The sequence below is a fragment of the Brevibacterium sp. CBA3109 genome (genome assembly GCF_040256645.1).
Classification (GTDB): Bacteria; Actinomycetota; Actinomycetes; order Actinomycetales; family Brevibacteriaceae; genus Brevibacterium; species Brevibacterium koreense.
The window spans coordinates 1766842-1786656 of the sequence record NZ_CP158281.1 but is presented as its reverse complement, the minus strand read 5'-3'; the positions used below and the strand labels follow the sequence as shown (position 1 = coordinate 1786656).

Sequence of the window (19815 nt, the reverse complement as noted above, 5' to 3'; positions counted from 1 at the left end):
GTGACTATGTACTTTGGTGGAGATGTATACAGCAGTGTCGACCCTTTTGCGACTGCCTTGGGCACGAAGGACGGGACGGTCTCGTTCATCGGCTCGGATGAGGCCGCACTCGCATCGGAGCCGAACGCAATCAACCTCGACGGGGACTTTCTCACCCCAGGTTTCGTTCATGGGGGACTGGTTCTTCACGAGGGCGCTCCCGACGGTGACCGGCTCATCGAGTCCGGATTCACCCACGTGCACGTCCTCGGCACCGCCGAGGCTGTGCGGGACTTCCGGGCACGTGCACCGAAGGGGCTGAGGATCATCGCATATCCCCAGCTCAGCTCCGAGACCGCTCCAGCGACGGACCCGGCCACGGACAGAGCCAGCATCGCAGCAGCCGACTTCCTTGGCCTCGAGACGATGCCCGAGACTTCCCTATACATCGATGTCGAGTCGAACCAGCGCCTCGGCGAGGTCCTGGACCGCGTCCACGACCATGCTGCACTGGCCCAGCGCAACGGATATCGCCTGCTGCTGAACTTCAGTGTCAACGAGGAGTTCGTCACGCCGCTGGGGTCCTCTGGCATCGCGATGACTCTCGACCCCGCGCAGCCGCAACCTCTGGCGCAGCTGCTGTCGGCGGGTGCTCAAGTGTCGTGGACCGACTCACAGGACTCACCGTGGGCCACCGTGCGCTCGGCCGTTGTCGGTGACAGGGGAATCGGAGCACGAGCGGCATTCAACGCAGCCACCCGGTTCGCTCACCGGGCCGCCGGCAACCCGGACGGTGGGGTCCTCGCACCTGGAGCCGACGCGGACTTCGTCCGTTGGCAGGTCGAACGGCTCGTCGTTCAGGTTGCAGATGCACGCGTTGCCGCGTGGAGCACCGATCCGCGCTCGGGCACCCCTGGCCTGCCAGAACTCTCACCCGACGTGCCCCTGCCGACGCGCATCGCACTCAGCGAAGACGCGTAGAACCCGGCGCCCCGGCGAATTCGGCAACTGATCGAGAGAATCAAGACGACACGCCGAGGGCAAAGTATTTTAGTCATTCTGCCTTGCGTCTGACCTGGAGATTTGAACATAACTCCAGGTCAGAGGGATTTTGCAAAGAGTGTGAGAGCCACTAGATTCGTTGTTGGCATTCCACAGCAGCTGGGATGGAGCCGGCACTCTCGTCATTAGATAACTCGTTTCCCAACGTGGTCCGAAGGCGAGAGTGTCGGCTCATATTTTCCCCACGCCGCGGCGTATCGTAGTGGCCGTGGTTTCTAAGACTTTGGTGGTCATTCCCACCTATAACGAACGACTCGCTCTACCGGTGACACTGTCCGGGCTGTTCGAGGTTCAGCCCGAAGTCGACGTTCTCGTCGTCGACGACGGCTCGCCCGACGGCACCGGTGACTGGGTCGATGAGCAGGCACGCACCGATAAGCGTCTGCACGTTCTGCACCGCAGTGAGAAGTCCGGTCTGGGGATGGCTTACATCGCCGGATTCGAATGGGCGCTGGAGCGCGACTACGACATCATCTGCGAGTTCGACGCCGATGGATCTCACCGTCCACTGGACCTCGGGCAGCTTCTGGCCGTCGCCCAGGCTGGTCATGCCGACCTCGTCATCGGCTCGAGGTGGGTCCGCGGCGGGGCCATTGTGGACTGGCCTCGCTCACGATTCTTCCTCTCCCGCGCAGCCAACATCTACGTCAACGCAGCGATGGGTCTCGGGGTCAAGGATGCGACAGCAGGATTTCGTGCGTATTCGCGGGAGGTTCTGGAGAACCTCGACCTCTCGGGAGTGCAGTCGCAGGGGTACTGCTTCCAGATCGACATGACCTACCGCACTGTCGAAGCCGGATTTCGCGTGGCCGAGGTTCCCATCGTCTTTGTCGAACGCGAACTGGGCGAGTCTAAGATGAGCGGATCAATCATCTCCGAGGCGTTCACCAAGGTGGCCGGCTGGGGGCTGACCCGCCGCAGGCGACAGGCTCGAGGTGCATTCGAGCACCTCACTGCTCGCAGTCCGACTGCCTGAGGACCTCGGCTGCACGGGCGCTGCTCGACGGCAGAGAGCGCGAAGAGCGCTCAGGGGCAGACAGGAAGGCGGGGCGCAGGTCCGATGACCTGCGCCCCGCGTCTATGTTCAGGTTTGCTCGTGTAAGTCAGTGCAGAGGCGATCAGGCCTGTGCGGGAACCTCACCACGGCGAACAGCGAGTCGCTCATCGAGGAGAACCTGAAGTTCGTCGAAGGAGCGGCGCTCGAGCAACATGTCCCAGTGGGACCGCACGTGCTTGCCCGGCTCACCATCGGGTTCGTTCACGCCGACACGGTTGCCGACGCCGTGGATGCCCGAATCCCAGGTGGAGGGAACTTCGGCTTCGATCGAGAAGGGGACCTTGAACCTAGTCCCATCCTCGCATTCGAATTCGACCATCTGGCGAGGTGCCGGTTCGACGCCCTCTTCCGTTTCCAGGCTGCGTGAGCCCAACTGTGTTCCGCGGAGACTGCGTTCGCTCATATCTCATTCACCTTCCGACTCGACTGCAGACGTCTCATACGTTGGAACAGTCTACCGTGTGCGCCTATTCCCAGCACTCAGGTCCACGCCGTGAGCTCGTGCAGTCCCACTGAAACATCGTCCGTGACGATCCCATCAACGTCGAGGTCGAGGAGTATTCGCATGGAAGCGGCGTCGTTGATGGTCCACACATGCACCTGCAGACCCGAATGGTGAGCGCGAGACACGAAATCTTCGGTGACGACGGGTACGCCCTTGAACGACATCGGCACCTGCAGGGCATCGAGGTCGACAGGCAGGGGACAGGGTCCGGAATCCGCCACGCCGGGCAGGCCTCCCGCCGCAAACAGAGCTGACTCCAGCACCCCGGCCGATGACCGAACCCCGGGCAGAGCTTCTCGCAGTCTGCGCAGGGTCGACGAGGAGAACGAGGCGAGCCGGATTCGTTCTTCAGCGCCGAGGCTGCGGATGGCGCGGATCATCGGCGCGATGCTGTGGGCGGCCTTGACATCGATGTTCCACGCCGTGTCCGGGAGTGATTCGAAGAGAGCAGTCAGTCGAGGCAGTCGTCCTCCTGCGAGGAGTTCGATGGAGTCGAGCTCCCTGGCGTTGAGATCGCGGATGCGATGTGAGCGGTCGGCGATGCGGGTGAGATCGGCATCATGAGCTGCGAACAGGACCCCGTCGGCGGACGCATGGACGTCGGTTTCCATCCAGCGCACACCTGCCCGATGGGCGGTGGTGAAGGCTTCGAGGGTGTTCTCACTCATGCCGGGCCACTGCCCGCCTCTGTGGGCGATGATTTCTGCCTGAGAATTCATGGTTCAATCCTATGTTGCTGTTGACCTCGCGGTCGGGGTCGACAACTATGGAGGCATGAGCCGAACACAAGATCCGATCGAACCCGATTACGTCATCGATTCCACTAAGAGGACACCGACCGAAAAGGTGCGTTCGGCAGCCACCAGGGCCTACGATGCGGCCAGCAGCAGTGTTAAGAACGCTCGCGAGGCAACATCGGGTTCCCGCCTCATTGAGACGACTGAGGCCAACGTGAAGAAGGCTCTGGGCAACGTCTCCCACGCGATCGACGATGCCGTACGCAGCGGCAAGGTCGAACGTGCTTTCGACAAGGCCCAAGAATCGGTGACGACCGGCGCAGACGGCGTGCGCCGACTGGTGACGCGCAAGTCGAAGTGACCCGACACTCACCACTGCGGCACGTTCATCGAGCGTGCCGCATTGCTTTTGTAACAGTTCCTTAATTAGACTGCCCTCAGGTAACGATCCGATAACTTGGAGTCGGTGTTGAGGTGCGCTCGATCATTGAGACTCCTGGTTGCCGAGAACACCAGCCAATGATTACGAGGACTGACTGTGGGAAAACATTCTTCACCCCGTTCGGCAACGACGGGCTCGCTCTTCTCTGCGTTCAAAGCGCCGAAAAAGAAGTCCGCACGGCATTCGCCGCAACGAGACCAGAGCGTGACGAACACTGCAGGGGGAGTGCTGGCCTCGGCGCGCTCACGCCCGGTGCTTTCCGCATTCATCGTACCCACGGTAGCGACCGCCGCTGTCGTCGCCTCCAGCCTGGCGATGGTCCCCGACAGCGCAAGTGGCGACCAACAGGTCGTTGCTGAGACACCTGTCGTTGCCGCAGCCGAAGTGACGCAGTCCCCGGACGAGTTCCTGGCCAAAGCGAAGAAGCAGGCCAAAGAGAAGCCGGACAAGATCTCCCTGGAGTCCAAGACCGAAACACCGAGCCCAACGCCGTCCGAGTCCAAGGACTCAACGAGCAAGGACGCAACGAGCAAGGATTCAACCACGGGCGGCTCAGGCTCAAAGAAGTCGACGCCCGATGACAGCGACGGCCCGTCGAAGTCCGGAAACTCCGCAGGTCAGTCCGGTTCCTGCCCGATGTCCTACTACGGTGGAGGAGACGGGTTCGACGGCCAGCAGACTGCCAATGGAGAGATCTTCGACACCAACAAGCTGACCGCGGCGCATAAGACCCTGCCGTTCGGTTCGAAGGTCAAGATCACCAACACAGCCAACGGAAAGTCTGTGACGGTGCGCATCAATGACCGTGGCCCGTACCACGGAAGCCGCTGCATCGACCTGTCCAAGGCGGCCATGGAAGCGGTCGGCGGAGTCGGCGCCGGGCAGATCACCGGCAAGTACGAGGTTCAGTGAGCGACACGCTCGGACGTCAGAGGCCGTTGCACACTGCTGCCTGACGCGCTCGTTCGTGCAGTGCCACACGAATTTCGCGTGGTGATATCACCTCGACTCCCGGTACCGTGATCAACTGAGACACAGCGACTGCCGGTGGCTCCATCGGAAGGTCGATCACGTATCTTCCCTCCACCTTGGCGCCGGACTCGATCGCCTCGTCTGTGACTCGACCGGGAATCGCACGTCGCAGATCACCGAGGCTGTCGCTGGGAATCCGCAGCTTCACCGTCGCAGATCGGATCGATCGATCGAATTCGATCTGAGATCTCGTCCAATAATCGCCGAGGTGGAAGCCCTCCGGCCGTGAGATCGAGACGTAGCGCAGTCTGATCTCAGCGATGCGCGAGACCCGGTAGGTCCGTGGCCTGCCACCAGGGGGCTGCGCTGCCAAATACCATCGCCCTGCCTTGACGACGAGCCCCAACGGTATGACGGTGCGAACCAGCGACCCGGCACCGCTTGCGTAGTCGAATCGCAGTCCACGGTGCGAACGCAGAGCAGCTACGATGACCGAAAGCTCCTCCGGGCGCTCGTATGTCATAAACCAATCCGGCCCGTCGACGAGCACATCCGATGAGAAGACGGAATCCGTCTCGGACAGGATCTTCTCCCGTGCCGTCGCCAGCTCCGCGGAGAACCCGAGGTCAGCCGCCGCGAGACCTCCGATGATTACGGAATCAAGCTCATCACGAGTCATCCCCGACAGGGGAGTGGTCCAGGAGCCGAGCAAACTGATGCCGCCACCCGGGCCGGACTCCGTCACCACGGGGACACCCATACGAGACAGATCACCAAGGTCGCGATAGACAGTGCGCTGAGTGACCTCGAGACGGTTAGCCAGACTCTCAGCAGTGATCGGCACACTCCGCGCACCGAGGATGACGATCTCTGACACCAGCCGTGCTGCCTTCATGCCCACCAAGAATAGTTGCGGTCACTGACATAACGTGTCAGTGATTGCACGAGAAGGTATCACCATGACTTCTCACAACGGGTCGACGGCACCCGAGTTCGCTCCTTTCGTCTACCGTTCACTCGACGGCAGGGTCGCGCTTGTCGCCGGTGCGACGCGCGGTGCCGGACGCGCCATTGCCCGGGATCTGGCCAGAGCGGGCGCCTTCGTGTATTGCACAGGACGATCCACCTCGGCGCGGCCCTCCGACTACGGTCGGGACGAGACCATCGAGGGCACTGCGAAAAGCATTCGGGAAGAGAGCGGCCACGCTGAGGCGCTCGTCTGCGATCACCTGCACCCGGCGATGATCGGCGAGGTGGTCCGGAGAATCGATGAGCAGCACGGGCGACTCGATATTCTGGTCAACGACATCGGGGGAGAGGCCTATGTCTCCTGGGACGAGAAGTTCTGGGACACGGATTTCGAGTCGGGAATGAGGCTGGTGAACGCAGGACTGCTCACACATCTGAACACGGCGCACGCCGGCCTGCCCCTGTTGACTCGCAGATCAGGCGGCCTGCACATCGAGATCACCGACGGAACACCCGAGTTCAATGACGCCCGCTATCGGGACAGCATCTATCTCGACCTGACGAAGACCGCTGTGAGCAGACTGGCATTCGGTCTTGGCCACGAACTGGCCGACTCGGCCTGCACTGCGGTGGCGATCACTCCCGGCTGGCTGAGATCCGAGATGATGCTCGACCTCTTCGACACGAGTGAGCAGACCTGGATGAGGGATTCGCTGGATGTGGCTCGTGAGCTGCCGCCTGCAGATTTCGCGATCTCGGAATCTCCGCACTTTCTGGGCCGGACGGTCGTAGCACTGGCATCAGACCCTGAATACCACCGGTTCAACACAACAGCACTGAGTACCCGCGAACTGGGCAATATTTATGACATTGACGATATCGATGGTTCCCGACCCGATTCCTGGGCGTTCGTGGCAGCCAAAGAGGCCGACTCGGGCGTGAACGCACGTGACTACCGATGAAACCGATTTCGCACCGCCGCAGACAATCCCGACCGCGCCTTGGCAGACCGATGTTGCCTGGATACTGTGAGCACAACAGCGGAACTTTCAAAGGAGTGCAGAATGTCGGATCCACAATGCGATGTGGTCATCGTCGGAGCCGGACCGACGGGCCTGAGCGCGGCCCGGACGCTGCAGGCAGCAGGCAAAGACGTTGTCGTCCTCGAAGCCAGGGACCGGGTCGGTGGTCGGACATGGACCGACCATATCGACGGCCAGATGTACGAAATCGGTGGCCAGTGGATCTCACCGGACCAAACGGCACTCCTGCAACTCGTCGCTGAGCTGGGTAAAGAAACCTACCAGCGCTACCGGGAGGGCGACAGCGTCTATATCGCACCCGACGGCACACGCACCGTCTACAGCGGTGACATGTTCCCGGTGGGGGAGTCCACACAAGCAGAGATGGAACGCCTGATCGCCCAGCTGGACGAGCTCGCCGCCCGCATCGGACCCACCGCCCCATGGGACGCCGAAGACGCCGCAGAACTCGATTCGGTGTCCTTCCACCATTGGCTCCGCAGCCAATCGGACGATGAGATTGCATGCGCGAACATCGGCATGTTCATTGCCGGGGGAATGCTGACGAAGCCCGCCACCACCTTCTCCGCACTGCAGGCGATCCTCATGGCCGCCTCGGCGGGATCATTCACTCATCTCGTGGATGACCATTTCATTCTCGACCGTCGCGTCGTGGGAGGAATGCAGTCGGTCTCCGAGCAGATGGCAGCCGAACTCGGCGAGGACGTCGTTCACCTGAACAGCCCCGTTCGCACTATCGAGTGGACTGAGGATTCCGTAACCGTGGGCACCGATGCGATGAACGTGTCAGCGAATCGTGTCATTGTGGCCGTCCCACCGAACCTGTACTCACGCATCAGCTACACCCCGCACCTGCCGCGCCTGCAGCAGGTCTTCCATCAGCATCAGTCGATGGGCCTCGTGATCAAGGTCCACGCCACGTATCAGACACCGTTCTGGCGCGAAGACGGCCTGTGCGGAACCGGATTCGGTGCTGGGCAGATCGTGCAAGAGGTCTACGACAACACGAACCACGGTGAGGAACAGGGGACCCTCGTGGGGTTCATCTCCGACGTCAACGCCGATGCCATGTTCGCCCTCGACGAGGACACTCGCAAACAGCGCATTCTCGAATCACTCGCAGATTTCCTGGGCCCACGGGCTTTGGAGCCCGAGGTGTTCTACCTTTCTGACTTCGGAGCCGAGGAATGGACTCGAGGCGCCTATGCGACAAGCTACGACCTTGGGGGACTGCACCGGTGGGGGCGGTTCCAAAACGATCCTGTCGGTCCCATTCATTTCGCGAGTTCGGACATCGCAGCACAGGGGTACCAGCACGTCGACGGTGCGATCAGGATCGGGCAGGACACCGCAGCAAAGATCCTGAGCACCTGAAATTCACCTGAAATGCACCTGAAAGGTTGAGCTGATGACCTCGGCAACTTCACCTCCCGGCTCGGAAGGAAGTCCGTCTGCTGGCTCCGGCTCGGGCCTGAGCTCCAAGGGGCTGTCCGCGGGCAAGATCGGCGCCATAGGCGGTGCCATCATCGGCATCTCATGTATCGCTCCTGCCTACACGCTGACCTCGGGTCTGGGGCCAACGATCTCGCAGGTCGGAGTCCACACCCCGGCGATTCTGCTCATCGGCTTCGTTCCGATGCTGCTCGTTGTCTTCGGCTACCGCGAACTCAACACTGCCATGCCCGATTCCGGCACCACCTTCACCTGGGCGACCCGTGCCTTCGGACCCTGGCTCGGGTGGATGGGAGGTTGGGGGCTGATCTCAGCTACAGTCCTGGTGTTGTCGAACCTGGCCGCCGTGGCCGTGGATTTTCTGTTTCTGCTGCTGGCTCAGATCTTCGGCGACCCCGGGATCGCCGACCTGACGCGAGTGCTGTGGATCAACATTCCCGTCACCATCATTCTGACTGCGGCCGCCGCGTGGATCTCCTACCGCGGAGTCGAAGCCACCCAGAAGATCCAGGTCTGGCTTGTCGCGTTCCAGGTCCTTGCCCTCGGCTGGTTCGTCATTGCGGCATTCGTCCACGTGTCCAACGGCACCGCCTTCGATCCGACACCGGTCGAACTCGGTTGGTTCAACCCCGCCGCCGCCGGTGATTTCTCCACGGTCGCAGCGGCAGTGTCCCTGTCGATCTTCCTCTTCTGGGGCTGGGACACCGTCATCACCATGAACGAAGAGGCGAAGGGCCCGGAGAAAACTCCCGGCCGGGCCGCGATGCTCACGATCGTCGCCATCGTCATCATCTACCTCGCCTGCACCGTCGCCGTCATCTCCTTCGCCGGAGTCGGCACAGGCGGATTGGGCGCAGGGAACCCGGAGAACCAGGAATCCATCTTCGCAGCCCTCGCGGGACCTGTGATGGGACCCTTCGCCGTGCTCGTCTCGATCGCCGTCCTCTCGAGCTCAGTGGCGTCGCTGCAGTCGACGATGGTCTCACCCTCTCGCACGATCCTGGCCATGGGCCACTACGGAGCACTGCCGAAGAAGTACGGCAACATCTCACCCCGGTACAAGTCGCCATCGGTGGCCACAGTCACCTCGGCGGGGGCTGCGATCAGCTTCTACGTAGTCATGCGGCTGCTGTCGGAGAACGCACTGTGGGACACGATCACCGCACTGGGTCTCATGGTCTGCTTCTACTACGGCATAACCGGCCTGGCCTGCATCTGGTATTTCCGCCGGTCACTGTTCACGGGGGTGAAGAGCTTCTTCTTCAGGTTCCTGTTCCCGCTGGTCGGGGGAGTGACCCTGCTGGTGATCTTCGTGACCACCGCGATCGACTCCCTTGCTCCCGACTACGGTTCAGGATCCTCGGTCTTCGGCATCGGACTGGTCTTCGTGTTGGGCATCGGAGTCCTGCTCCTGGGCGTAATCATCATGATCATCCAATCCCGCATGAGTCCCGGGTACTTCCGTGGGGAGACCCTGACCCAGGGAGTCCACGAAGGGTGAACGCGTCCAGGAGCGACCAGGTGCCTGTCCAGCAGCTGGTTCTCCTGCGATGCGTGCGCGACCGGATCGACAGAGAATTCGATCGTCTGTTTAAGAGGTCCATGGCCCAGTTCCGTCGGCGTAACCTGCCGATCACGGATATCAGCTTCCCAGTCGGATTCTCATCTTTGGGCACTTTAAGCACCTGATTGCGCGAACTCGGGGGACTCTCGCCCTCTCGTTGTCGTGGCGGTGGCACCGAAGGAGATCACGACCTGTCCACGTTCATCAATCAGAATGAGCTTCGGCCCGTCAGGAATCGAGAAATTCCACCCTGTGTCCAGACGGCAAGCGAGAGGTCCTCGTCATCGTGCACTACCGGGCTGTCATGGCCCACGTCGATCGCTTCATCGACCGCGGGCCCGGCACAGGCCACGACGGTGAGCGAATCGTCGGCGAGGGGATCCCGTCGGCGGGGGAGTCAAACGCAGTCATGGAGCCGAACTCAGGAGCCGCGCGTTCAGTTCGCGTTGTGACTTCTGGGAGTCGATTCTGAGCGCTGAGGCGTGGTTTTCCGGTTCACTAGCGATGTCAGATCCACTACGGTATATAACGGCTCGGTAACGACCGAGTTGCAGAACCGAAATGCAGTCGTATTACGGAGATGACACAGTGAACCTCTACAGCACAAGCCTCCGCAAGGTCGCACTCGTCGCAGGAGCCGGCGCGGTCGCCGCCGCCGGACTGACGGGAGTGAGCGGCCCGGCCCAGGCCTCCACTGGGACTCAGTCCTCGGATGGCGTCTGGGACAAGGTCGCCGAGTGCGAGTCCGGCGGTGACTGGCACATCAACACCGGCAATGGCTACTACGGTGGTCTGCAGTTCTCGAAGCAGACCTGGAAGGCGTTCGGCGGTGAGGGTATGCCTCACAAGGCCAGCAAGGCTGAGCAGATCGACGTTGCACAGAAGACTCTCAAGGAGCAGGGGCCGGGCGCCTGGCCGGTCTGCGGTGAAGAAGCTGGTCTGACGAAGGCCAATGGCGCCGCAGACGACGGTGACGGGTCCAAGGACGACAGCGGATCCAAGGATGACGGCAAGGTCGGACTCGGCGGCAGCTGAGTCGACCGCTGGCGCAGACGCAGTTCGCTGACACTCGTTCAGCACTGACACGTTGCGCACAGTGACGGCCGCGGATGGCACACGAGCCACCCGCGGCCGTTGCCATAGGTGCTCCATGAATCTGATCTGCAGGATATGAGTTCGAGTAGTCGGACATGTGCGCTGTGTGCTCACTCTGCTGACTTATATGCGTAACGCCGATAATATACATTATGTTAAGTAATGGTATTTGCCACCCCTCCCGGCTCGGCATCGTCCCGACCTGATCTGATCTTCTTCGTATCTTCTTTGTAGACTTGCGCCTCTGGCTCACGCGCTGACCGCGCCTCGCGATCGGATTCCCGTGGCGGCTGGGTGAACAGCTCGTGAGCCGATTACCAATTTTAACGAACGTTCACTACGACGTATCTGATCGGCCCGGATGAAGCATCATGGCCTCGTCCAGGCTCAGCTCTTTCGAAGTCGGCCTCGGACACAGTCCGCTCCAGTCTGGATACATGCTGGACAGTCCCCCGACAGCCAGGTCATCGGCCACCCCTATGTGGCGGCAACACGGCGTTGACAGCGGCTCCACGCCCGGAGATGTTCAGCACTCGCTGAGCGCGTGAGGCGTGAGCACGTTCACCAGCACCGACGCCCGGCTGCGGAGGTGCATAGCCCCCAGCAGAACCCAGTTGCACAATCAGCTTACCCAGTCGCCTGTCAATGAACTCAGCGAGCTCATCATCGATCGGCCACTCATCGCCGGTGCCTACAGAGAGATCGGCAGCATGGAGGGCCAGTTCGAGGATGCGCATCTTCACAAGTTGGTGTCCGGATATCGGCCCGATCCGGTGGGGAACTTCGGCGTTGAGGTCACACTCCCCCGCCATCCTTCGGAACGCCTGTTCATGCGTCCAGAACGATTCAAGTCGATCCTCGCCGAGGTGGTTCTGCCCCCGTGTGGCCTCCACCTCAGCAGGTGGGGCCTGAGCAAGCAGTGCCTCATAACGCAATCCCCCGCCGATGAGATGGTTGATCAGCTGCTCATTGCTCCACTCCAGACATCCGCTCGACGAGTCAAGGTCCGCTTCGGAGACTCGTGACAGTGCGATTGCCCAGCAGATCTCTGCCCGGTCGAGATAGCTGTAGATGCGCGGGTGATCCATTGTTCGCCGTCGTCCTTCACGTTGATGATGTCCTCTTGACGATACTCATCGAATTCGATGATGGTCAGCATTGAGAAGTCTGTTCTCGCCAATCGGGAAGTCTCTTCAAAGAACGTCCATCAGGGCCCGTCTCGGGTTATGTTACGAAGACTAGTGAGTCGGACCCCAACGAGGTGGGTCGGTCGCTGTGAGCTACTCCGACAAGGAAGTGAGGAGCCTGGCTATGTTGATGGCAAGTGAATCGGCCGACTATCTCGGTCTTGCAAATGCCCCGGTGCTCTGGATTCTGGCGCTGGCGGTCATGTGCGTGGTCGTGGTGCAGTCGCTGATCTACATGAGCGCTGTGAAGAAGAATGCTGAATCAGCGGGCATGAGCCAGAAGGAGGTCAGGACGGCCTTCCGGGCCGGCGGTGTTGCCGCCATCGGGCCGTCACTGTCCGTGGTTCTCGTCGCAATTGCACTGCTCCCGCTCTTCGGCACTCCCCCGGTGATCGTGCGCGTCGGACTCATCGGCTCGGCAGCCACCGAGGTCGCGTCGGCTTCGATTGCGGCAGGCACCATGGGAGCGAACCTCGGGGATGAAACCTTCACCCGCGGGGTATTCATCGTGTCGCTGATGGCCATGAGCCTCTCGGGTGCGGGATGGATGATCTCCACACTGATCCTGACGCCGGTCTTCAAGCGCAGCACCAATAAGCTCGAGAAGGTCAATCCGGCTCTGATGTCGATCATTCCCGGCGCAGCCTTGCTTGCAGCGTTCGCAGCTCTGACCTTTCGGGAGATCCCCAAATCACCGACGCACGTCATCGCCGTTCTCGTCTCCGCAGTGGTGATGTCGATCTGTCTCTTCCTCGCACACATTTTGAAGATGCCATGGCTGAAGGAATGGGGCCTGGGCATCTCTCTGCTGGGGGGACTCATCGCGGCCTACTTCGCCCACTATGCCGGCCTCGGAATCCCGGAAGCCTGAGGAGAAAACCATGTCGAACATCATCACATCACCCTCGCATGAGGCCTTCGAGCGAACCACCACGAAGTGGGGATCGATCACGCTGTTCATCGCGTTCCTCATCGCCACCTCGGTGCCCTTCTATCTTCTCTTCGTCGCTCATGCCGACGTCGATTTCGGCGATATCCTCAAGGCCTTCCTCGCGGTCTTCGCCGTCTACGGTGTGTTCTACATCGTCGAGCCCCTGACCTACTTCCCGATCCTCGGTCCTGCCGGCATGTACCAGGCCTTTCTCATCGGCAACGTCGCAAACAAGCTCCTGCCCTCGGCGATCGTCGCCCAGGGCACGCTCGGAGTGAAACCTGGCACGCGGAAGGGAGAGTATGCGGCAACGATGGCCATCTGCGGAGCAGCGCTGATCCATGTGGCGTCCATGGTCCTCTTCGTCGGTATCCTCGGCACCTGGCTCGTGGCGATCATTCCCGAACCTGTGACGCTGGTCGCAAAGCTCTATATCCTGCCGGCGATCCTCGGAGGCGTCACGGTCCAGCTCATCGTTTCGCTCAAACAGGTCAAGTCGAGCATCATTGCCCTCGGCCTTGCTGCCGTGGTCATTCTCATCCTCATCCCACTGGTTCCCGTGCTTGCCCCAGGCGATGTGGCCATCGTGGTCCTACTGACAATCGTGATCACCTGGTTCACTCGCAACAAGGCCCTCACATACACGAAGGGAACGGGCGGCGCCGACAGCGTCGGAATCAACTGAGGATCGGCTCACTCACCAGGTTCGCGTACCTGGGATCATCGAAGACACTCATCATGAAAGGACATCATGTCGCTCAACACCACCCTCCGTGACGCCATCTCCGCCAACCTCGCTCAGACGGTTGCTGACTACAAGGACTTCCACCGCAGCCCCGAACTGTCCATGCAGGAGACCCAGACTGCCGCGACCATCGCCGCCAACCTCGAAGGGCTCGGCCTTGAAGCTCAAACCTTCGGCGGAACCGGAGTCGTCGGCGTCATAGAAAACGGTCAGGGGCCAGTTGTGGCCTACCGTGCCGACATCGACGGTCTGCCGATTTCCGAAGACACCGGTTACGACTACGCGTCGACCGCAGAGGGAACTCTCCCCGACGGAACGACATCGAAGGTGATGCACGGCTGCGGTCACGACACGCACATCACAGTGGGGCTCTACCTTGCCCGCTATCTGGTCGAGCACAAGGATCTGTGGTCTGGGACCGTGATCATGCTCTTCCAACCGGGCGAGGAAACCGGAGCAGGAGCGCGAGCGATGCTCGATGACGGACTCTGGGATTCGATCGTCAAGCCAGAGGTCATCTACGGCCAGCACGTGTGGCCCGGCAAGGCCGGACACATCTACGTGGCCAAGGGAACCGCGATGGCGATGTCCGACTGCCTCAAGGTCACGGTCAGGGGCAAACAGGCCCACGGTTCGCAGCCCGAGAGCTCAGTCGACCCGATCGTCCTCGGCGCCTATATGATCACTCGCCTCCAGAGCATCGTGTCGCGAGAGATCTCTGGTCGCGACATGGCCGTGGTCACAGTGGGGACATTCCACGGCGGGCTGAAGGAGAACATCATTCCAGACTCCGCCGAATTCAAACTCAATATCCGCACCTTCAACGAGGACGTCCGCGCCGTCGTCCTCGACCGCGTCGAACGGATCATCGTGGCAGAGGCTGCGGCATCCGGAGCCCCAGAGCCCATCATCGAAGAGATGTACCGCTTCCCGCGCTGTTACAACGATCCGGCAGCCACAGACCAGTTCCTCGACGTGCTCGGAGCCGAGCTCGGGGAGGACCAGGTTCACCTGGACCAAGCTGTGACGGGCAGCGAGGACTTCGGAGCATTCGGCGACGACATCGACGTGCCCTACGTCTACTGGTTCTTCGGAGGGTACTCCCCTGCCAAATTCGACGGTGAGGAACCACCTGCAGGAAATCACTCACCGTTCTTCGCCCCCGACGATGTCGAAACCACTCTGGAGACCGGCATTCGCGCGGCGCTGACCGCTGTTCTCGGCACAGTCGGGAAGTGAGACGATGAGCGAGGAATTGCGCTGGCTGTCCACCCGTGAACTGGCAGCCAAGATCGCAACGAAAGAGATCTCGGCCCGGGAGGCGCTCAGCGATCACCTGTCCCGCATCGATTCCGTCAATCCGGCAATCAACGCGGTCGTCACCCGCGATGACGAAGCCGCACTCGTGCGAGCAGGGGCTGCGGACGAGGCGGTGGCAAGGGGAGAGCAGATCGGACCGCTCCACGGAGTGCCGATGACCCATAAGGACACCCACGACACCGCGGGCCTGCGCACCACCTGGGGCTCGCCCATCATGGCCGATCGTGTTCCGGACACCGACTCGCTGATCATCTCCCGTCTCAAAGCGGCCGGAGTCAACACGACGGGCAAGACGAATGTTCCGGAATTCGCAGCAGGCTCGCACACCTTCAACCCGGTCTTCGGCACCACTGTCAATCCCTATGACACTTCCAAATCTGCTTCGGGTTCCTCCGGCGGGGTCGGCGCTGTCCTCGCCGCCGGTATCCAAGCCTCCGGAGATGGTTCGGACATGGGTGGGTCGTTGCGCTCCCCCGCGTCGTTCAACAATGTCGTGGGCTTCCGTCCGTCGAACGGGCGAATTCCGCATACTCTTCCCGGCAGCCCGTTCACCTGGCTGGCGCAGAGCGGCTTTATGGCGCGGACAGTATCCGACGTGGCGCTGACGATGAGCGCGACGGCTGGGCCAGAACGCGGTGGCCCTCGTTCGATAGGCGAATCTGGCAGCGTCTTCGATCTCCCCGAATTCGGTCTGGAAGCCGAGGCTGAGCCCGATCTGCACGGCGTGACGATCGGGTTCAGCCCAGACCTGGACGGACTGCTTCCCGTTGAGAGCGAAGTGCATGAGATCGTGGCAGGCACGGCGAACGTCTTCTCCTCGCTCGGGGCGGGTGTCGTTGACTCGATCCCCAACCTCGGCGATGCCGATGAGGTCTTCAATGTCCGGCGCGCTCTTGACTTCCTCTACTCCTGGGGGCCTCTGCTCGAGAAGCACCCGGATCAGATCAAAGACTCTGTGGTCTGGAACATCGAGATGGGGCTCAAGCTCACAGGCGCCGAGGTGGTCTCCGCCGACCGTGCACGTGCTCGTCTGCATGGAGAGATTGAGCGGTTCTTCGGGAAGCACGACCTCTTGGTGCTCACCACCTGCCAAGTGCTCCCGTTCGACGCGACGATCGAATATCCCACGGAGATCAACGGGGTCGGACTCGAGAACTATCTCGATTGGATGCGAGCCCTGTGCCTGATCTCAGCCACAGGGTGTCCTGCGATCTCTGTGCCAGCTGGCTTCTCGAAGTCAGGACTGCCGGTGGGAGTTCAGCTCGTGGCAAAGCCGGGCGCAGACGTGGATCTGTTGCGCATGGCCCATGCCTTCGAAGCAGCGACACAGGTCCATCGTCGCCATCCTCAGATCTCCGCGTCGATGCCCTGATCCCGTGCGATCTGGGAGATCTCATTGGCCAAATCGATGTCCTTGTCCGTGATCGACCCGGCATCATGGCTGGTCAGAGAGATGTCCACGTGCGGGAACCGCAGGTCTACATCCGGGTGGTGGCCTGCGGCTTCCGCGGCGTCGGCGATCGCGTTGATGAACCTCACCCCGCTGACGAAGGATCCCGTCAGGAATCGTGCGTGGAGCGCGTCGTCGGCCGATTGCCATTGCGTGAGTTCGTCGATTCGATCCTGCATGAAACCAGCTTCGCACTGTGGCTGCGAGGTGTCCATAGTCACAGCATCGACAAACACGCCCAATCCGCTGGATCAGGTATGCCATGCCTCAGCATTGTTTGCCGAGCCTTCCCACACTGGAACCATTCTAGAAAAGGTGTCAGGCTATTGGGCATGAGGACGGAACGAATCCGTCTCGTATCGCGAAGGAGAAACATATGCAGTTGAGCCCCGCTATGCAGAAGGTCCTCGGCGAGCAGGTCACCCTCGAGCTCGAAGCGTCGATGGTCTACCTGCAACTGTCCATCCAGCTCGACGATCTGGACCTTCCCGGAATGACACGCTGGATGCGTGCACAGTCCGAGGAGGAACAGGTCCACGCCGCGAAATTCATCCAGCACTGCCAGGATCGCGACTTCGCTCCTCAGATCGGTGACATCGCTGCCCCGAAGGTCTCCGGCTCGCAGCCCGTCGACTACTTCAAGGCAGCCCTGGCCCACGAGGAGAAGGTCTCCGAGTCGATCCGCAATCTCTACCGCACCGCGCAGTCGGAAGGCGACCTCGACGTCCTGCCGCTCCTGCACTGGTTCATCGACGAGCAGGTCGAAGAGGAATCAACCATCTCCGAGATCATCGGTCGTCTGGAGCACGTTGGAGACAGCGGATCAGGACTGCTCCGGATCGATTCCGAGCTCGGATCACGTCACCCTGAGATCAAGCCTGACAGCGAGTGATCGACAGATCATGATCTCCGACCAGTGACCACCGGTCACAGACGGACCCACAGCGAGCGGCCGAACCCCACATAGGGCTCGGCCGCTCGCTGCTCTCAGTACTCGACCGTCACCTCAGGCTCCGAGTGCAGCCTGGGAGACGAGCAAGACCACGGGAAGCGTCAGAAGCATGAGAATGGTCTGGACCGCGATGAGGGCCGCCATCAGTTCCGAATTTCCACCCAACTGGCGCGCCATGACATAGCCGGAGCTTGCCGTGGCGATCGACTGGAAGATCATAGCGACCAGGGCAGGTGTGGTGGGCACCTCGAGCAGGATGAGGGCGAGCAAGGTCAGCGCAGGCAGAACGATGAGCTTGGTGACGGTGGAATAGACCATTGCGGCGACATGGGCACGCAACGGAAACCGGCGCAGGCCCGCCCCGACGCACAGAAGTCCGATCGGCAGAGCCGCAGCGGCCAGCGGAGACAGCACCGAGTCGAGGACACCCGGGACCTGAGCCCCGGTGAGATTGAACAGTCCCCCGGCCGCGCAGCCGATGACCAGCGGATTCGTCACGACCACACGCAGGAGCGCGACAACGGAACTGGGTCCGGTACGCAGAAACTCGAATCCGAGACTGGATACGATATTCACAGTGGGCACGAGGACGGCCGCGACGATAGCGGCCAGGGCACTGCCCTCGGTCCCGAACAGGCTCGCCGATATCGACAGACCGATATACGTATTGAACCGGATTCCGCCCTGCAGCACCGAGGTGTAGGACGGAAGGTCGCGGGCGACGAACTGGCGCAGCACAATGATGAACGTCGACACGATCACCGTCGGGCCGATAAGGCCCACAGCCAGTCGCCCGAGCGGAACATGTGCCACGCTGACCTCGACGATCGAGGAGAACAACAGCACCGGCAACAAGATGTAGTAGGCCAGCTTCTCCGCCCCCGACCAGAATTCGGCAGACGTGAAACCTGGGAGTCGTTTGAGTCCGCTGCCGCCGATAATCAGAGCAGCGACGGGAACCAGGGCGAGGAGGACTGGAACAAGACTCACGAGACTGAGAATTTCATGAGATCGGAATCATTTCAAAGTTGAGTGTGTTTGACTCAATGTAACGACCTAGCGAAAGGAAGCTCATGGCTACACGTTTTGACCCCATCCGTGACCTCGATCGATTCTTCTCGGAAGTGACTCGCACCCCGAACTCCACTTCGCTTCCCATGGATCTCTATCGCGACGGAGAGGTCTTCGTCGCACGCATCGACATGCCGGGTGTGGATCCGTCCAGCATCGATGTCGATGTTGAGGATCGCACGTTGACCGTGCGCGCTCAGCGACAATCCGAGGTTGCGGACAAGGATGTGAAATGGCTGACCCGGGAACGTACGACCGGGACCTACGCACGCCAACTCACGCTGGGCAATAGGGTCGCACTCGACCGGATCCAGGCTGACTACCAGGACGGTGTGCTGTCGCTGACGATCCCCGTGGCAGAGGAAGCTCGGCCACGCAAGATCAACGTCTCACACTCCACCCCGACCAGAGTCACCGAGGTTGTCGAAACCTCCCCAGCACAGGGTGAGGATCCGGCTGGCGCCTGATCGACAGACTCAAGCCTTGGAAGTGGGCCGCACCGGAGGGTGCGGCCCACTTCTTTTGGCTGGACGCGGGTGCGCTCTAGCGATTCGCGCTCTCTCAGCCGTCGAACTTGAGACCATAGGCCAGGCACATGTACGGAAGCTCCAGCTCCCCGTCGACGGGATGTTCGAGAGAGAAGAATTCGCGCAGATTCGACTCGACCCGTGTCCTGGTCCTCTGGTTCGAGCGCAGCCAATAGGAACGGGTCCTGGCCAGATCAACGATGCCTGCAACGGTGAGCGGTGTGGTGAATTCGACCAGATCATGGTCGACGAGATCGAAGCCTGCCGGGCGCGGACAGTACGCGGGACGGTGCACGTCGCCAGCATGCATGATACGGCTCAGACGCAGCACCCAGTCGATGCGCACATCGAGCTGATTGATGAGGATGATCAGATGACCTCCCGGCCGGAGAATTCGGGCAATCTCAGCCGCAGCCGCGGCTTCGTCGAACCAGTGCCAGGCCTGTGCAACCGTCACGACATCGACACAGGACTCCGGCAGGCCCGTATCCTCGGCGCTGCCCACGAGACTTCGCGCAGGATTGTTCGCCAGCGACATGTCGTCGGGATCGATGGCGATGACGTTCGCACCGCGGTCGAGCAGCGCAGTGCTGAGGATGCCTGTCCCAGCGCCCAGGTCACAGACATCGAGATCATTCCAGCCTCTGCTCACCAGGTTGATGGCAGCATCGGGATAGCGTGGACGTACTTCGTCGTAGAGGCCAGCCATCCTGCCGAAGCTGCGCCCATGAGCTGCTTGCGCACGTGGTTTCACA

Annotated in this window: 21 protein-coding genes; 14 read left to right on the top strand and 7 right to left on the bottom strand. The window is 61.3% G+C overall.

Translation table 11 applies throughout. From position 1 onward, the window contains the following. Positions 1-6 precede the first annotated feature (6 nt). Positions 7-960, top strand: coding sequence for a metal-dependent hydrolase (locus AAFP32_RS08310; protein ID WP_350271475.1), 954 nt, complete (start codon positions 7-9; stop codon positions 958-960). Positions 961-1243: 283 nt separating this feature from the next. Beyond that, complete coding sequence (locus AAFP32_RS08305) at positions 1244-2017, top strand: polyprenol monophosphomannose synthase (RefSeq protein ID WP_350271399.1); 774 nt, start codon at positions 1244-1246, stop codon at positions 2015-2017. Positions 2018-2159: 142 nt separating this feature from the next. Here AAFP32_RS08305 and AAFP32_RS08300 read toward each other — a convergent pair whose 3' ends face one another. Beyond that, on the bottom strand, positions 2160-2501 hold the full coding sequence (locus AAFP32_RS08300; RefSeq protein ID WP_350271398.1) for an RNA polymerase-binding protein RbpA: 342 nt from the start codon (positions 2499-2501) through the stop codon (positions 2160-2162). Positions 2502-2578: 77 nt separating this feature from the next. Further along, positions 2579-3322: a glycerophosphodiester phosphodiesterase family protein gene (locus tag AAFP32_RS08295; RefSeq protein ID WP_350271397.1), complete on the bottom strand. Its 744-nt coding sequence runs from the start codon at positions 3320-3322 to the stop codon at positions 2579-2581. A 55-nt stretch (positions 3323-3377) separates the two neighbouring features. Here AAFP32_RS08295 and AAFP32_RS08290 point away from each other — a divergent pair, with 55 nt between their 5' ends. After that, entirely contained in the window at positions 3378-3701 is a 324-nt protein-coding gene (locus AAFP32_RS08290; protein WP_233429217.1) for a hypothetical protein, read from the top strand. Positions 3702-3986: 285 nt separating this feature from the next. After that, complete coding sequence (locus tag AAFP32_RS08285; RefSeq protein WP_350271396.1) at positions 3987-4694, top strand: septal ring lytic transglycosylase RlpA family protein; 708 nt, start codon at positions 3987-3989, stop codon at positions 4692-4694. A 16-nt stretch (positions 4695-4710) separates the two neighbouring features. On the opposite strand, the gene AAFP32_RS08280 is transcribed toward AAFP32_RS08285, so the two are convergent. Further along, on the bottom strand, positions 4711-5649 hold the full coding sequence (locus tag AAFP32_RS08280; protein WP_350271395.1) for a helix-turn-helix transcriptional regulator: 939 nt from the start codon (positions 5647-5649) through the stop codon (positions 4711-4713). A gap of 64 nt (positions 5650-5713) precedes the next feature. Here AAFP32_RS08280 and AAFP32_RS08275 point away from each other — a divergent pair, with 64 nt between their 5' ends. The 4 genes from AAFP32_RS08275 (at position 5714) to AAFP32_RS08260 (ending at position 10817) form a co-directional block, all read left to right on the top strand. Further along, positions 5714-6685, top strand: coding sequence for an SDR family oxidoreductase (locus AAFP32_RS08275; RefSeq protein ID WP_350271394.1), 972 nt, complete (start codon positions 5714-5716; stop codon positions 6683-6685). Positions 6686-6787: 102 nt separating this feature from the next. Then, positions 6788-8140: an NAD(P)/FAD-dependent oxidoreductase gene (locus AAFP32_RS08270; RefSeq protein ID WP_350271393.1), complete on the top strand. Its 1353-nt coding sequence runs from the start codon at positions 6788-6790 to the stop codon at positions 8138-8140. Positions 8141-8174: 34 nt separating this feature from the next. Further along, the gene (locus tag AAFP32_RS08265; RefSeq protein ID WP_350271392.1) at positions 8175-9719 is read left to right on the top strand and encodes an APC family permease; all 1545 of its coding nucleotides are present in this window, start codon (positions 8175-8177) and stop codon (positions 9717-9719) included. Between the two features lie 651 nt (positions 9720-10370). Further along, complete coding sequence (locus AAFP32_RS08260) at positions 10371-10817, top strand: transglycosylase family protein (protein ID WP_350271391.1); 447 nt, start codon at positions 10371-10373, stop codon at positions 10815-10817. A 524-nt stretch (positions 10818-11341) separates the two neighbouring features. On the opposite strand, the gene AAFP32_RS08255 is transcribed toward AAFP32_RS08260, so the two are convergent. Beyond that, the gene (locus AAFP32_RS08255; protein WP_350271390.1) at positions 11342-11965 is read right to left on the bottom strand and encodes a maleylpyruvate isomerase N-terminal domain-containing protein; all 624 of its coding nucleotides are present in this window, start codon (positions 11963-11965) and stop codon (positions 11342-11344) included. A 223-nt stretch (positions 11966-12188) separates the two neighbouring features. On the opposite strand from AAFP32_RS08255, the gene AAFP32_RS08250 reads away from it, so the two are divergent. From AAFP32_RS08250 to AAFP32_RS08235, 4 genes are all read left to right on the top strand, one after another. Further along, on the top strand, positions 12189-12935 hold the full coding sequence (locus tag AAFP32_RS08250) for a DUF5058 family protein (RefSeq protein WP_350271389.1): 747 nt from the start codon (positions 12189-12191) through the stop codon (positions 12933-12935). A gap of 10 nt (positions 12936-12945) precedes the next feature. After that, positions 12946-13680, top strand: a complete 735-nt coding sequence (locus tag AAFP32_RS08245) for a hypothetical protein (protein ID WP_350271388.1) — start codon at positions 12946-12948, stop codon at positions 13678-13680. 66 nt (positions 13681-13746) lie between these two features. Continuing rightward, a complete protein-coding gene (locus AAFP32_RS08240) occupies positions 13747-14979 on the top strand; it encodes an amidohydrolase (protein ID WP_350271387.1) in 1233 nt (410 codons plus the stop codon). Positions 14980-14983: 4 nt separating this feature from the next. Further along, positions 14984-16432, top strand: coding sequence for an amidase (locus tag AAFP32_RS08235; RefSeq protein ID WP_350271386.1), 1449 nt, complete (start codon positions 14984-14986; stop codon positions 16430-16432). Here AAFP32_RS08235 and AAFP32_RS08230 read toward each other — a convergent pair. After that, positions 16408-16689, bottom strand: coding sequence for a 4a-hydroxytetrahydrobiopterin dehydratase (locus tag AAFP32_RS08230; RefSeq protein WP_350271385.1), 282 nt, complete (start codon positions 16687-16689; stop codon positions 16408-16410). The two genes, AAFP32_RS08235 and AAFP32_RS08230, sit on opposite strands and share 25 nt — an antisense overlap. Before the next feature lie 197 nt (positions 16690-16886). Between AAFP32_RS08230 and AAFP32_RS08225 the strand changes: the two genes are divergently transcribed. Next, entirely contained in the window at positions 16887-17402 is a 516-nt protein-coding gene (locus tag AAFP32_RS08225; RefSeq protein ID WP_101618700.1) for a ferritin, read from the top strand. 114 nt (positions 17403-17516) lie between these two features. On the opposite strand, the gene AAFP32_RS08220 is transcribed toward AAFP32_RS08225, so the two are convergent. Further along, positions 17517-18452: an AEC family transporter gene (locus AAFP32_RS08220; protein WP_350271384.1), complete on the bottom strand. Its 936-nt coding sequence runs from the start codon at positions 18450-18452 to the stop codon at positions 17517-17519. Between the two features lie 83 nt (positions 18453-18535). On the opposite strand from AAFP32_RS08220, the gene AAFP32_RS08215 reads away from it, so the two are divergent. Beyond that, positions 18536-19000 carry an Hsp20/alpha crystallin family protein gene (locus tag AAFP32_RS08215; protein WP_350271383.1) on the top strand — a complete coding sequence of 155 codons (465 nt, stop codon included), beginning with the start codon at positions 18536-18538 and terminating at the stop codon, positions 18998-19000. A 94-nt stretch (positions 19001-19094) separates the two neighbouring features. Here the strand turns inward: AAFP32_RS08215 and AAFP32_RS08210 are convergent, their stop codons facing one another. After that, on the bottom strand, positions 19095-19814 hold the full coding sequence (locus tag AAFP32_RS08210; protein ID WP_350271382.1) for a class I SAM-dependent methyltransferase: 720 nt from the start codon (positions 19812-19814) through the stop codon (positions 19095-19097). Between the last annotated feature and the right edge of the window lies 1 nt (position 19815).